At 49.8% G+C, this 14,227-nt stretch carries 13 protein-coding genes; 8 read left to right on the top strand and 5 right to left on the bottom strand.

The window, feature by feature from the left end; genetic code table 11:
- Window position 1 precedes the first annotated feature (1 nt).
- The 3 genes from qoxC to qoxA are packed head-to-tail and all read right to left on the bottom strand — an operon-like array spanning window position 2 to window position 3,604.
- Window positions 2-598: a cytochrome aa3 quinol oxidase subunit III gene (gene qoxC, locus MKX70_RS00875; protein WP_340789995.1), complete on the bottom strand. Its 597-nt coding sequence runs from the start codon at window positions 596-598 to the stop codon at window positions 2-4.
- Window positions 595-2,544 carry a cytochrome aa3 quinol oxidase subunit I gene (qoxB, locus tag MKX70_RS00870; protein ID WP_042232811.1) on the bottom strand — a complete coding sequence of 650 codons (1,950 nt, stop codon included), beginning with the start codon at window positions 2,542-2,544 and terminating at the stop codon, window positions 595-597. The genes qoxC and qoxB overlap by 4 nt, the downstream gene beginning before the upstream one ends.
- Window positions 2,545-2,587: 43 nt before the next feature.
- The gene (qoxA, locus tag MKX70_RS00865; RefSeq protein WP_042232813.1) at window positions 2,588-3,604 is read right to left on the bottom strand and encodes a cytochrome aa3 quinol oxidase subunit II; all 1,017 of its coding nucleotides are present in this window, start codon (window positions 3,602-3,604) and stop codon (window positions 2,588-2,590) included.
- A gap of 504 nt (window positions 3,605-4,108) precedes the next feature.
- Between qoxA and MKX70_RS00860 the strand changes: the two genes are divergently transcribed.
- Window positions 4,109-5,248, top strand: a complete 1,140-nt coding sequence (locus MKX70_RS00860) for a polysaccharide deacetylase (protein WP_340839355.1) — start codon at window positions 4,109-4,111, stop codon at window positions 5,246-5,248.
- Between the two features lie 177 nt (window positions 5,249-5,425).
- Here the strand turns inward: MKX70_RS00860 and MKX70_RS00855 are convergent, their stop codons facing one another.
- Window positions 5,426-6,043 (bottom strand): TetR/AcrR family transcriptional regulator, encoded by a 618-nt coding sequence (locus MKX70_RS00855; protein ID WP_042232815.1) that lies wholly within the window; start codon window positions 6,041-6,043, stop codon window positions 5,426-5,428.
- A gap of 157 nt (window positions 6,044-6,200) precedes the next feature.
- On the opposite strand from MKX70_RS00855, the gene MKX70_RS00850 reads away from it, so the two are divergent.
- From MKX70_RS00850 to MKX70_RS00825, 7 genes are all read left to right on the top strand, one after another.
- On the top strand, window positions 6,201-7,637 hold the full coding sequence (locus MKX70_RS00850; RefSeq protein ID WP_340839354.1) for an MFS transporter: 1,437 nt from the start codon (window positions 6,201-6,203) through the stop codon (window positions 7,635-7,637).
- Between the two features lie 237 nt (window positions 7,638-7,874).
- A complete protein-coding gene (gene aguA, locus MKX70_RS00845; RefSeq protein ID WP_340789993.1) occupies window positions 7,875-8,975 on the top strand; it encodes an agmatine deiminase in 1,101 nt (366 codons plus the stop codon).
- On the top strand, window positions 8,876-9,235 hold the full coding sequence (locus MKX70_RS33365; protein ID WP_445323696.1) for a group II intron maturase-specific domain-containing protein: 360 nt from the start codon (window positions 8,876-8,878) through the stop codon (window positions 9,233-9,235). Before aguA ends, MKX70_RS33365 begins: the two co-directional genes overlap by 100 nt.
- A gap of 184 nt (window positions 9,236-9,419) precedes the next feature.
- A complete protein-coding gene (locus MKX70_RS00840; protein WP_340839353.1) occupies window positions 9,420-10,025 on the top strand; it encodes an ABC-2 transporter permease in 606 nt (201 codons plus the stop codon).
- Between the two features lie 67 nt (window positions 10,026-10,092).
- Entirely contained in the window at window positions 10,093-10,335 is a 243-nt protein-coding gene (locus MKX70_RS00835) for a YgiT-type zinc finger protein (RefSeq protein ID WP_042232823.1), read from the top strand.
- Between the two features lie 858 nt (window positions 10,336-11,193).
- Complete coding sequence (locus MKX70_RS00830) at window positions 11,194-11,715, top strand: mismatch-specific DNA-glycosylase (RefSeq protein WP_042232825.1); 522 nt, start codon at window positions 11,194-11,196, stop codon at window positions 11,713-11,715.
- A gap of 182 nt (window positions 11,716-11,897) precedes the next feature.
- Entirely contained in the window at window positions 11,898-13,028 is a 1,131-nt protein-coding gene (locus MKX70_RS00825; RefSeq protein ID WP_042233458.1) for an IS4 family transposase, read from the top strand.
- Window positions 13,029-13,196: 168 nt separating this feature from the next.
- Here MKX70_RS00825 and MKX70_RS00820 read toward each other — a convergent pair whose 3' ends face one another.
- On the bottom strand, window positions 13,197-14,156 hold the full coding sequence (locus MKX70_RS00820; RefSeq protein ID WP_197073104.1) for an MraY family glycosyltransferase: 960 nt from the start codon (window positions 14,154-14,156) through the stop codon (window positions 13,197-13,199).
- Between the last annotated feature and the right edge of the window lie 71 nt (window positions 14,157-14,227).

The raw sequence follows: 14,227 nt of genomic DNA, 5'->3' as shown, positions 1-14,227 counted from the left end.
GTCACATCAGTCCTTTCAGGTAGACGAAGCTGAAGATAAAGATCCAGACAACGTCCAGGAAATGCCAGAACAAGGAGAAGATAAAAGCTTTGTTGGCGGTGGCCGGTGTGATGCCGTGGCGCCACAGCTGAATCATGATTCCCGCTCCCCACAGGAAGCCGAAGCTGACGTGGGCACCATGCGTTCCGAGCAGTACGAACAGACTGGAGAGGAAACCGCTGGTTTGCAGTGTCGCACCCTCATGCACGTAAGTGAAGAACTCATCGATTTCAATACCGATAAAGCCGAGGCCCATAAGCAGCGTAAGGGCCATGAAGACCATCATCGCTTTCTTATAACCATGCCGCATGGCATGGATAGCCAGACCTATTGTGAATGAGCTCGACAGCAGCAGGAAGGTTTCAACCAGCACAGGGCCGATTTCAAATAGCTCGCTGCCGCTCGGGCCGCTGGCGAAACGGTTGACCATTACGAAATATACAGTAAACAATGTAGCGAAGAGAGGGATTTCAGCTCCGAGAAAGACCCAGAAGCCGAAGATCTTGTTACTGTTCTCTTCCGTTGAATATTCGAGCGGCTTGGATGCATCTATTTTCATACAATCTCACCCCGCTTCAATTTCTTTTCTGTAGCGATAACCTCTTCAGCCGAAATATAGTAGCCGTGGTCACGGTCGAAGGACATGAAGGCCAGCATGACAATGACACCGATACCCGAGAGGATAGCCGGAATCCATAGGCTGAATACCAGGGCGAATCCCAGGATGAAGAAGATTACGCCCAGAATGAACGGCTTGCCGGTATTGCTAGGCATATGGATCTTGGTTATTTTTGTGTCATCATAGAGCGGAATATTGTCCTGCTTCGCGGACCACAAGGCATCGCGGGTCTGCACAGTAGGTACAATGGCGAAGTTGTAGATCGGCATCGGGCTATGTGTAGCCCATTCAAGTGTCCGTCCATCCCATGGATCACTTGTTGTGTCTCTAGGCATATAACGTGTGCTCCAGTAAATATTGTAGACCAGCAGCAGGAATCCGATAGCCAGGCCGACTGCCCCTACGAAGGACAGCATATTAAGCGGACCAAAGCCTGACTCCTCGGAATAGGTATACGTCCGGCGTGTCATTCCCATCAGACCCAGGAAGAACAGCGGGAAGAAGGTTACGTTGAAGGAAATCACGATCCACCAGAAGGAATGCTTACCGAGCCGTTCGTTCAGGCGGAAACCGAACACTTTAGGGAACCAGTAATGGAATCCGGCGATGACGGCGAACACGGCACCCGGAATGAGCACATAGTGGAAATGCGCCACAAGGAACATCGTGTTGTGATACTGGTAATCGGCACTGGCCATTGCGAGCATGACACCCGTTACCCCGCCGATGGTGAAAATCGGAATAAAGGCGAGCGTATACAGCATTGGCGTTGTGAAGGTAATCCTGCCTTTTCGCAGGGTGAACAGCCAGTTGAATATTTTAACCCCTGTAGGTACGGCAATGGCCATTGTGGTAATCGAGAAGAAGCTGTTGACCATGGCGCCTTGACCCATCGTATAGAAATGGTGAGCCCATACGAGGAAGGACAGGAGCGAGATAATCAGCATACTGAATACCATGGAGGTATATCCGTACAGGTTCTTTTTGGAGAAGGTCGCAATAATTTCGCTATAAATACCGAAGGCCGGCAGAATAACGATATAGACCTCCGGATGACCCCATACCCAGAACAGATTGGCCCAGAGCATATCCATCCCGCCGTTGGCCATCGTGAAGAACTGGGAGCCGAACAGGCGGTCGAACATCATCAGCGCAAGCGCAACAGTAAGTACCGGGAAGGCGAAGACGATAATGACGTTGGTGATGAGTACGGACCAGGTGAACATCGGCATCTTCATCAGCTTCATGCCCGGTGCACGCATTTTGAGAATCGTTACAATAAAGTTGACCCCTGTAATCAGCGTCCCGATACCGGAAATCTGCAGGGCCAGGGAGTAGTAGTTGTTACCGACTGTCGGGCTGAATTCAAGACTTGCCAGCGGGAAGTAGGCTGACCATCCGGCATCCGGCGATCCGCCGATAACGAAGGAAATGTTCAGCAGCATGGCCCCCATGAAGAAGAGCCAGAAGCTGACGGCGTTAAGCCGCGGGAACGCGACGTCACGCGCGCCGATCTGCAGCGGTATGATCACATTCATCAGACCGATGATGAACGGCATGGCCATGAACAGGATCATGATTAGACCATGCGTGGTAAATACCTCATTGTAATGCTGCGCATCGAGGAATTTCATTTCCGGCGCGGCCGTCTGCAGACGCATCATCATCGCGTCCACACCGCCGCGGAACAGCATGAGCAGCGCCGCGAGGATATACATGACACCGATTTTTTTGTGATCTACAGTAGTAAGCCATTCACGCCAGAGGTATCCCCATTTCTTGAAATAGGTAAGCCCGACGAGAATCCCGATGGTGGCAAGTGCGATGCTGACCATGGCTCCGTATATCAAGGGTTCGCCGTGAACCTTAAATTTGTCTAAATCCATTAGGGTGGCTCCTTTCAGTGTGTTACGTTAAGCTCTTGCAGAGCTAGTTGCCTTCATGAGTCTCGGCATCTACGGGTGAGCTTGGCAGCGGCTGTTCGACTTCCGGATCAGGTTCGCTGTCAAATTCGGTTCCGCTGGACGGCACAGGAGAAGGATGGATTTCTTTGTTATCCTGATGCTCCTCACTGCCGTTGTCCATGTCCATTTCACTTCCGTTACCACTCATGTGTTCACTGTGGTCTCCAGGGGGAGGACTGAACTCTAAGTGGGTCGAGGAATAGGTTTTACGTCCGAGGAAGTCCGTGGCGAGCAGGCCTTTGAATTCATCCTCTGTAAGCTCTGGCGCGGTTTCCTTGACGTCATTCACCCATTCGTCGTAATCCTTGCTGCTCATAACAAGCGCTTCAAATTCCATGTGGGCAAAGCCTTTACCGCTGAAGTTGGCATTCTTTCCAATATAAGAGCCTTCGGTATCAGCTGACAGGTGAAGCGTGGTGAGCATGTCACTCATGGCGTACTTTTGTCCGGCAAGCTGTGGAATCCATAGGCTGGTAATGGTGCCGAATGAGTACATTCTGAATTCAACTGCACGATGCACAGGCATATTCACGTAGTTAACCGTTTCAATGCCTTCCTCCGGATAGCTGAAATGCCATTTCCAGTTGGAGGATGAAGCGTAAATGACCAGCGGTGTCTGATCTTTATAGTCCGCGGCCACGTTCTCGACTTCGGTAGTTGTCTTGACGGTTACAACTGACAGGAAGGCGACGATAATGATCGGGATAATAATCCAGATCGCTTCAAGTACCTTGTTGCCCTCCTCGTGTTCAGGAATGTAACCCTCGTTACTCTTCTTCGCCCGGTACTTAACCAGTACAAAGATATATAAGATGTAGACAACTGCCAGAACACCAAGCATTACAACAATGGAGAGAATGATGGTATCCGATAACGTCCTTGCAGACGGCCCCTTCGGGTTCAGAACAGCGATCGAGCTGCATCCCGGCAGGAGAAGGATCAGGCTTAGAAACAAAGCGTATAACGGTCCCTTTTTTTTCATATAGAACTCCTTCCTTCAATACTACTTTTCATTCGCCGTTCATTAAACGGGCGTACTACTTAACCTGTATCTATAGTAAGAATTACTTACCCATAATGCAAAATACATATTTTGTATAAATAGATAAAAAAGTCCTTAAAAATGGCGAACAAGTTAAATATGTGTGATCAAATTGTTACAACTACTTAAGGGTATGATAAAGATCACTGTAGCGGCGCAGTTTAAGCTAATTTTAAGGTTGTTCAAACTTTGTTCAAGATTGCATATTTGTTATTAATATTGTCACAATTATTTTGGGTCAAAAACACGTGAGTGAACCGCTTATGGCCTGCTGTGACAGCATTCGATGAGAATTGTCGTATTTCAGAAAAAAAGCTGAATATTCATTTTATCATTGCAAAAAGGGTGACAATATTTTAGCTTGCGGTTACAATCTCTCAAATTACGTTATATCTATGTGTGATAAAGTAATAGACAAATATACATAGATTGGAGATTGCTGCTGTGCCCATTAAAAAAATAATGCTGTTATTCCTCTCTTTATTCCTGGTTACGGGTCTTGTACAGATCCCTGCTAACGCTGAAGGTAAGACTAATGTACTGAAGCTCGGGATCAACGATAAATTGAGCGGTATAGAAGCCGTGTCTGTAAAAGGCACTTATTATGTCCCGCTGCGTGCTCTGGCCGATGAATTAAAATGGACGCTTACCGGTCTAACCGACGGAGTTCTGGTGTCGGGCGGCTCCGGGTCGCTGACTTTGCAGGGCGATGCCGGCGCTGTGCTCAAAGATGGTACAGTGGTGCCTGTGAGCACTTTTTTGCAGGACGGTAAACTTATGGTTCCGCTGAAAGTAAGCGGGTATCTTGGGTATATCATATCCTTTGCGGGGGATAAATATTTACTCCGGGTGAAGGACGGCTCAGCCGGACTTACAGATGAAGCCTATGTCACCAAGTATGCAGCTGAACTGAAACCTGTGGAGACAGCCCCGGCGGAGCCTGAACCATCCGCTGAACCCGGCAAGCCGGGACAAACCGTGTATCTTACTTTTGATGACGGGCCGTCGGCGACGACTTCCCAACTGCTGGATATCTTAAGTAAGTATGAGGTGCAGGCAACCTTCTTCATGCTGGGAAATAACATGAGCAAATATCCTAACCAGGTGAAGCGGATTGTGAAGGAAGACTACGGCCTGGGGCTTCATGGCATGACACACCGTAAGGAGAAATTCTACGCTTCCCCGGCTGCGGCGCTTGCGGAAATGTCGGGTGACAATGCTGTCCTCAAGAAACTGACGGGCGCTACTACATCGCTAATCCGGCCGCCTTATGGCAGCAAGCCCTATTTCACCAAGTCTTTCCGGGATAAGGTGCTTGGACAAGGCTATCATCTCTGGGACTGGAATGTGGACTCGAATGACTGGAGATACAAAGAGGACAGTGACAAGATCTACAATACAGTAATGGGGCAGGTTCGCACGCTGAAGAAGTCGAAGACGAATCCGGTTATTCTAATGCATGATCAGAAGGCCACCCTCAAGGTGCTGCCGCGTCTGCTAGAAGCGCTTAAGAAGGAAGGCTACACCTTCCAAGTCATTACGAAAGATATGGAGCCGGTGAATTTCTGGAAGGATAAACGGTGATCCGAAGGGTTTGAATGCAAAAGAGCAAGCTGCGGGAGTTTCCGCCGGCTTGCTCTTTTTTGCGGCTTGTACCGGGAAATTTGGACAAACCTTTGTGAGAAGTAAAGTACAACAATGCAGGTTTGCACCGGCTGAATCAGCGGGCAGAGATGTGTTAGCACGAGAGTAACGATGGCGCTACTTGTACAGATAATGGACAATCATATTGACCAGCTCCGACTTCAACCGGTCCACGGCGATCCGCTGCGGGGAGAAGGAGATGACATCGACGATGGCGCTCACCGCTTCGAACACAATCACGGAAGCTGCCTCCACGTCTTCAGTCTTCAATTCATCCTGACCCATTTGCAGGTACTTAAGCGTTCTGAGCCGGCCTGTTTCATACTGGGCATCCATCAGCTGCTTGATGACCTCATCACTGTGGTACATGATGCTCAGATCTTTATGATATCCGATAAACGCCTTATGCGAGAGCAGAAGGGTGTCTATCAGATGCAGAATCAGCTCGGAGCGGCCGATCGTTTCGAAATTAATCTCTGACATTGAAGCATCAATCCTGGCTAGAAGGTCATCGCCGTACATATGGAGAACGTCGATGAATATGGCTCTTTTATCAATAAAATAGGAATAGAAGCTGCCTGTGGATACCCCGGCCGCCGCAGCGATTTCCTTGGTATTGGTCTGATGAAAGCCCTTGTCCGAGAATAGCTTCATTGCCGCCTTGATAATGGCTTCCTTAGTTCTGATACTGCGCTCCTGCTGCGGAGTTCTAACCTTGTCCTCGATTTCACCCATGTCTTAAGGTCCCCCTTATAGTACAAATTCTAGAGGAGCAGTTTTGAGCTGTCAATAAAAGTTGAACCAGGGTTCATTTTTTGTGATTGACAAATGTGAACTTTGGTTCATATAATGCGAATATGAACTTTATTTCATATTTTGAAGGGTGATGGAGATGGGCCTTAGAACACGCAGAGCGTTATCTTTTACGGCAATAGTCCTGGGGTTTTTCATGGCGCTGCTGGATACGACGATTATTAATATTGCCCTGCCGGAGATGACACGTCATTTCGGCGGAAGTGTATCACAAGTCTCCTGGGTGATGAACGGCTATAACCTGGCATTCGCCGTGTTTATACTCACCGCCTCCCGTCTGGCCGATCAATTCGGGCGGAAGAAGGTGTTCCTCATCGGAGTGGCGCTGTTTACGCTGAGCTCCCTGCTGGCGGGTTTCTCTACTTCGCTCGGCATGCTAATTGCACTTAGAGTCATTCAGGGATTGGCCGGTGCGGTGATTGTGCCGGTCACGATTCCGCTGACCACAACAACCTTTCCCAAAGAAATGCACGGCCTGATTATCGGCATCTGGGGTGCCATCTCCGGGGTGGCGGCTGCAAGCGGTCCGGCGCTTGGCGGGATTCTGACACAGAAGCTGAGCTGGGAATGGATCTTTTTTGTGAATGTGCCGCTTGGGCTGCTGAGTATTGTGCTGACGGCCATATTTATTAAGGAATCACGGGATAACACAGCGGGCCGTTCCATAGATTACGCCGGGATCCTGGGGATCACCGGAGGGATGTTCTTCCTTACATATGCTCTGATCAAAGTGCAGGATTACGGCTGGAGCTCACGAATTTTCCTTGCGCTGCTGGCTGCGGGAGTATTGCTTGTGGTGTTCTTTTTTATTACGCAGTACAAGGGGAAGGCGCCGATGCTGCCCTTGTCATTGCTAAGGATCAGAGCCTTCAACAGCACATCGGTTTCTATGATCATTCTGGGTGCGGCGCTGATGAATGTTTCGCTGCTGACCTCCTTTTATCTTACCCGGGTGATGGGGGTGTCTGAGCTGAAGGCGGGCCTTGTCCTCTCCATGATGGCAGTCGGCTCCATCGCCAGCTCAGCCATTTCCGGACCGCTGTCTGCGAAATATGGCAGCAGCCGGTTTGCCGCAGCAGGCATGGTGTTGATAGGCGGCGCCACCTATTCAATGAGCGGGCTGCACGCCGGCTCTACACTGGGCGCGGTGATGCTCCGGCTCGCACTGGCCGGCCTCGGGGTGGGGCTCTCGATGGCGCCTGTGATGTCTTCGGCGATCAGGGTCGTTCCTGAAGACAAGGTGGGGATTGCTTCAGGGGTAACCAATATGGCGAAGTCACTCGGCAGTGTAATCGGCGTGGCCATTATCGTCACCGTGCTGCAGCATAATACAGCCGGGCAGCTGAGAGCAGCGAGCTCCGCTAACATACGGGTGATACCTGGAGCAGATGTGCAGCAGCAGGCTGCCGTAGATGCTTTCAGCCAGACTTATAAGTTCGCAAGTTATCTGATCCTGCCGGGAATTGTCGCAGCTTTATTCAGTGATGAACGCAGACAGCGGCGGGGCAGCGTTTGATAATTCGCGGGTCATAGCTCTACAGCTGTTTGCCCGTGCCCGGCGGAATCTCCGAAACAACATCCTTCTTATAACAACAGAAATTAATTATTTATGAAACTGGACATTGATTATTTTGTTCACCGGAGTCCCGAAACGTAGCAATACGCCCCGGCCGCGCATAAATTGGAACAGGACGAGATGCCGGGCAGTGTTCTCTGCGGTCCCCATCCTGTTCAAGTGCCGGGAGGGATGCTTATGCCACGCAGAATTGCCAGTACGCCCAGACAAGACGGCTACCGTATGCCCGGAGAATTCGAGCCGCATCAGGGGACATGGATGCTCTGGCCGACCCGGACGGATACTTGGAGACTGGGGGCGAAGCCGGCGCAGGCTGCTTTTGCCAGAGTGGCGGCAGTGATTGCAGAGTTTGAACCTGTAACGATAGGCACCATCAGTGCCCAATATGAGCATGTCCGGGCACTTGTGCCACCGCAGGTACGTGTGGTGGAGATCTCCTCAAACGATGCGTGGATGCGGGATATCGGCCCGACCTTTGTAGTGAACGGCAGCGGCGGGGTACGTGGAATTGACTGGGGGTTCAATGCCTGGGGCGGACTGGACGGAGGGCTGTATTTTCCCTGGGACCAGGATCTGCTGGTGAAGCGGAAGGTGCTGGAGATCGAGAAGCTGGACTATTATGACCTGCGGCATTTCATCCTTGAGGGCGGAGCTGTTCATGTGGATGGAGAAGGTACACTGATAACGACTGAGCAGTGTCTGCTGCATAAGAACCGCAACCCTCATCTGTCCAAAAGGCAGATCGGGGGTTATTTGCGCGACACGCTGAACGTAGACAAGATTATCTGGCTGCCCAGAGGGATGAGCGATGATGAGACGGACGGGCATATTGATGAGGTGGCCGCTTTTGTGAAACCGGGCGTAGTGGTGATGAGCTGGACAGACGACCGGGAAGACCCGCAATATGAGGTGCTGCACGAAGCCTATTCACGTCTCATCCGGAAGAGGGATGCACGCGGGCGCAAACTGGAGGTTCACCGTCTGCATATCCCGGAGCGGCTGATCATTACAGATGAAGAGGCGGGATGGATCGACCCGGCCAGCGGCAGCTACAGCCGTGCCTCCGGCACAACATTCGCTGCGACATATGTGAATTTCTATATCTGCAATGGCGGAGTGGTAATGCCGGCATTCGGGGACAAGCGGGATAGGGAGGCGCTGGAGACCGTGCAGCGGTTATTCACCGACCGCAAGGTGGTTCAGGTCAATACCCGCGAGATCGCCTTGGGCGGCGGGAATATTCACTGTATTACCCAGCAGCAGCCCCAGGGCTGGTAGGTTTACAGAGTACTCGAAAGTTTACAGAGCGAGTCGGAACCTGGCTGAAATCACACCGACACTGGAAGAGAAGAGACCAACAAAAGCAATTGACTAGGATGCTGCAAGGTTTCTACCAGTATTTCGCACTGTACCACTGTGACTACAAGCTTCATAGTCTGAAACGGCAAATTGAACGACAGTGGGTACGGGTATTGCGCAGAAGGAGCCAGAGACATCGGCTGTACTGGTCTTACTTGAGAAACAGGGACTGGTTTTAGATTGCCGGAGAGAATACCGTTCTGCAAGGAAAGTATGCCCGTCACATCATCGGTACCCGGGTGACCGGTTCCGGTTTTGAAGGGCTTATCCCGAGAAAAGATCTCCAACTTTTTCCGGAGTGCGGATTTCAGTCCGCAACGCTAGACGATATTATATACCTTGCAAGCAAAAGGGAGGCCTAAAGTGAAAAAAGCGATACTGATGACCAGACTGGATCTACTAACAACCAAGTCCTCCATGGGAGCCAATATTTCCTTGCTTGTTCCGGTATTGTTATTGGCTTATCTTAATTCTCCGTCATGGGTCATTTATATGACATGCGGCTGGTTCGCAGCCTTGACTTCCGTCAACATATTTGCTCTGGAAGAGAAAAGCAACCTAAGGCAATTGTACGGTACGCTTCCCATTGGTTGGCGCAATGTAGTTTTGGGCCGTTATTTGTATTTTCTGCTGCTCTATGTATCCTTCCTCATTATTGTGGTGCCTCTTTATTCGATACTTTTGCTTGTCAATGAGCGGGCGCTTGAATTGGATTTGATTAACGGGCTATGCGCGAGTTTAGTCTTGTTCTCCGTGATTATCTCTATGCAGCTTCCTATTTATTTTAAGCTGGGCCATAGTAAAGGGCGGTATTGGTCCCTTGTCCCGTTTATCGGTGCATTAGTAGCAGTTATGGTGTTTTTTTATTTTTTTCCACTTGAGAATGTAATTGGATTTTCGAGGCGGAATACAGTATATTTTATCATAGGCGGGTTTCTGTTGGCTGCTGGTTTGTTGTTTTCTTCCTAGAGATTATCGGCCAGATTTTATCGCAAATCCGGTATGTAAGCAAAACTGTGGGCAGGAGCGGATTATTATGAAATGTAAAACGTGCAGAAAAAGAATGAAGGGCACCGAAACCAGCTTGAAGATTACCGTCTGCGGAAAAGACAAAGAGGCGGTCCGCGTGCCCGCTTACAGGTGTCCGGTATGCGGAAGCGTCATTGTGCATGACATCATTATGGAAAGACTTATGCGTTACGCGATGCGCAAAGAGGGCAGAATAGTTGATTATGCGGAATGCGAAAACGAGGAAGCCGTAGCCGGTCAAGTTTTATGACCGGCTATAGCTGTCCCCTCAGCCCGTCGGCTTTCACGAGCGCAATGAGCCGAAGATGGTTGAGGGGCTCTTACGAAAAAATATACTAGAATTAATATGCTTCATTGTGAATGAATAAACATTGAGATGAATATTGTGAATACTATACATAAAGGAAATGCTTTTTTTATCAGTATATGTGAAGAATTCTTTAGTGGAATAAAGCATAGGGTGTGCTTTTCTCACCTATTTTTCACTATCACAGTAATATGTTGTGCACTGTAATTAGTTTGTCATCACTTGGAAATTAGTTTGTCACCATATATGAATTGTCAAAGCCTGAACCCTAGTTGGTTCAGGCTTTTTTTCTAGGCCCGATCCCAGGAATACCCCGCGATACGATTATACCGGGAACCGGGAGATTAGTCTGGCTTACAAGCTGGAGAGCGGCAGGAAGCTCGTACGGACCTATATTGTTCCGGAAAAGGGGTTTGAGCCGGAGATGAAGTCCGTCATGTAGAAAGAGGATTTCAAGCGATTATCTGGCCCAGCTGGATGAGCGGGATATGTCGCCGGCACTTAAGGCCCTTCTACCATAGTCTTCTTGTTTATTAAATTAAACCAATGTCAGATTAATGCCCCGTATCCGGTGATGTTTCCCGGGCGGGGGCATTGCTCTGCCGCATCCATGGAATGAATAGCGGTTGAGGCTGCTGCTTTCGGGATGGATGCTCTTGATTCCGCCCGAAGCGTGCCGGAAGAGGGAATGAGGTGCGGATAATGAGGCGCTTGCGTGTCTTAAGCCTCTGCTTTGGGTTATGCTTATATCAAGTAAGCATAATGACTCACATGGGGCTGCCGTGTAAGGAGGGAACTTTAATGGAAGAGGTAACGGATCATCTGGATCATGGACTGCAGATCGTCTTCATAGGATTTAACCCCAGCATCCGTTCCGGAGAGCTGGGTCACCACTATGCCAATCCGCGCAATAATTTCTGGCGCATCCTGCATAAGTCCGGTCTGACGCCGCGGTTGTATGATGCCTCTGAGGACGGCGAATTGCTGAAGCTGGGCTACGGGTTCACTAACATTGTCGCCCGCCCCACGGTAGGCGCTGAAGATATCACCCGGGAGGAATACACGCAGGGCAGGGAACTGCTCCGGGCCAAGCTGGAGCAATACCGTCCGGACATCGCCTGCTTTGTCGGCAAAGGCGTATACACGGAATTCAGCCGCAGAACCAAAGTGGACTGGGGATTTCAAGAAGGTGTGACTCCGGTGGTAGACGGAGTGCGGGAGTTTGTCGCGCCTTCGTCCAGCGGGCTCGTCCGTATGCCAATGCCGGAGATCGTTGATATTTACCGGCGTCTGCATGATTTTACGGAAGAGAAGGAGACTTGAGGCGAGGGTCGCCATTCGCTTGATTCGTAGTTTCCGCAGAATGGGGACTTCTTAGGCCGGTAGGATGAAGGGAATGTTGTATTATGGGTAGGCGTGTTGATTTCCCAAAAAAAGGGACGAAAAAGGCCGCCATTTCGGGTAATGGTAAGTACGACCAAACCAAACCGAAATGAGGCGACCTCATGAATAAATATACCCCATTTTTAGCCGTTTTCAAACAAGTGTTAACACCGGAAGAAGTCCAAATGGTGACCGGACAAACCGAGGACTACGTGGATAGAGGAACCAAAATGACCGTCGGGTTGCTGCTCGATTACTTTGTCCAAGCCTGCTACCACAAATGGGACGGATTCCGGCAGAGTGCCCGCTTAGGCCCAAGCTTTGACTTGCCAGAAATTCATTACTCCACCCTTTCCGGCAAGGCCGGTGAAGTCCCTTACGAAATCTTCAAACGTATCTTTCAAATGCTCGTCACGAAATGTAACCGCCAAACCCGGCGGCATTTGAATCTTCCTAAAGATCTTTTGCTGATTGACTCGACTACGGTCACGGCAGCGAACTCTCGAATGCCTTGGGCCTCGTACAAAAAATTCAGAGGGGGTATTAAGCTGCATGTTGCTCTTTCGCATGGCCAGCGTTCACCCCTGAACGTGAAGGAATCGATCGCGAAGCGCAATGACGCTCCGTTTGGAGAAGTCTTGGCAGATACGGACTACATTTTGGTACAGGATCGGGCGTATGGAAAAATCAGCAGATTGGATCAATATGTGCTCCAGGGCCAGTCGTTTGTGATTCGGCTCAAAGACAATCTCCATTTGGTGAAGCCAAGAGAACTCCAGCGACCCGCAGAGGGAGAAACGAAAATTGTTCGTGATATTACTTGTTATATCGGTCAAGGGAAGTGCCAATCTGCTCAGCGCCACCGGGTCGTAGAATTTGAAAATGACCGGGGTGAAGTCGTACGGGTCGTGACCGATTTGAGAAAAGAGTCCGCTCATGTGATCGCTGAAATCTACAAGGCACGCTGGGAAATTGAAGTCTTTTTCCGCTGGATTAAACAGCATCTGAACGTGCCATGTCTATTTGGAACCACCGAAAATGCGGTATACAGCCAATTGTTTGTGGCCCTTGCTGTCTATGTGCTTCTGAAACGCGTTTATGATGAAATCCACCCCAACGTGCCTGCCTTTGCTCAACTGACCCTTTGGGAATTTATGCAGCATTGGCGTATATTTAGTCTTCCGCTGGAGTGGCAGGTTCAACTTAGTCTGCTCAGGAACAAAGGGGTTTTGGGGATTATATCCATCCCATAATATGGGGAATCAACAGGCCTGTATTATGGGCAGGATTTTATTAAAAGTCACCAGATTTCTGCCACGGAAAGCAGATAAGCGGATAAGCTGGTAAAGTCGAACAATGGCAGTCAACTGCACATCAAACAAAAGCCCCCTCAGCTCAAAGGCTTAAGGGGGCTTAGCTAGTTAAATCTGAATCAGCAGCAGAATGATTGATGATAACGACAGGCAGACACTGACCAGATACAGCACAGCGACGACCTGCTTTTGATTCAGGCCGGCTTTGAGCAGGCGGTAATGAACCTGGGTGGCGTCGGCCTGATAGATGGCCTGTCCCTTGAGGAACCTTTTGACGACAACAAAAATATTATCGAAGATCGGCACGCCGAGCGCAAGAATCGGGATGCACAGCGACAGCACCGTTGCCTGCTTGAAGGCACCGTCGAGCGCAATCACGGCCAGAATGAAGCCGAGGAAGGTGGCGCCGGCGTCACCCATGAAGATTTTGGCGGGAGCCTTGTTGTAGCGCAGATACGCGACTGTGACCCCGATTAGTGACATCGCCATGATGGCCGACGAGGATTGTCCCATGGTAATGGCGACTATGAACAGGGTTACTGCCGATATCGCCGTCAGTCCTCCGGCCAGACCATCCATGCCGTCAGAGAAATTAATCACTGTGGTGACGCCGAAGATCCAGATAATCGTCAGCAGGAACTGCAGAATGAACGGCAGTGAGATATAATCTCCTGAGAAGGGATTGATGAATCCCGTGAAGGCATTGCCTGAGAAAAAGACGAGAATCGCTGCGGCGATCTGAACAATGAATTTCGGAAGCGCCGGGAAGTCTTTGCCTTTGGTTTTGTACCAGTCATCAATGGTTCCTATAGTCAGCAGCAGCACGCCGCCGATGAACAGGGCCAGCGTCTCCAGTGAGAAGTCCCGGGCAAACAGCAGATATGTAATAAAGAAGCCTACGAATATAGCATAGCTGGCCGTGAGCGGAATCGGCTCCCTATGTATTTTGCGTTCTACATCTTCCCTGGGCCTGTCCACAAAATCAAGCCGGAAAGCGAGCTTACCAAGAGGGGGAATCAGCAGATAAACGATAAAAAATGACACGAGAAACGCTAAAACGTATAAAATGACAATCACCCCGTTGATTTATTTAAAATATAAGAATATATAGCTTTCACACGATAACTGATCCTTCTATT

Source organism: Paenibacillus sp. FSL R7-0312 (assembly GCF_038004445.1).
GTDB lineage: Bacteria > Bacillota > Bacilli > Paenibacillales > Paenibacillaceae > Paenibacillus_AQ.
The sequence above is the reverse complement of the archived record's forward strand: the minus strand, read 5'-3'. Positions and strand labels throughout refer to the sequence as shown.

Coding starts and splice junctions, on each gene's coding strand:
- MKX70_RS00850 (WP_340839354.1), top strand. CDS start 6,201: ATGGGCCTTAGAACACGCAGAGCGTTATCTTTTACGGCAATAGTCCTG.
- aguA (WP_340789993.1), top strand. CDS start 7,875: ATGCCACGCAGAATTGCCAGTACGCCCAGACAAGACGGCTACCGTATG.
- MKX70_RS00830 (WP_042232825.1), top strand. CDS start 11,194: ATGGAAGAGGTAACGGATCATCTGGATCATGGACTGCAGATCGTCTTC.
- qoxB (WP_042232811.1), bottom strand. CDS start 2,544: ATGGATTTAGACAAATTTAAGGTTCACGGCGAACCCTTGATATACGGA.
- MKX70_RS00825 (WP_042233458.1), top strand. CDS start 11,898: ATGAATAAATATACCCCATTTTTAGCCGTTTTCAAACAAGTGTTAACA.
- qoxA (WP_042232813.1), bottom strand. CDS start 3,604: ATGAAAAAAAAGGGACCGTTATACGCTTTGTTTCTAAGCCTGATCCTT.
- MKX70_RS00855 (WP_042232815.1), bottom strand. CDS start 6,043: ATGGGTGAAATCGAGGACAAGGTTAGAACTCCGCAGCAGGAGCGCAGT.
- qoxC (WP_340789995.1), bottom strand. CDS start 598: ATGAAAATAGATGCATCCAAGCCGCTCGAATATTCAACGGAAGAGAAC.
- MKX70_RS00835 (WP_042232823.1), top strand. CDS start 10,093: ATGAAATGTAAAACGTGCAGAAAAAGAATGAAGGGCACCGAAACCAGC.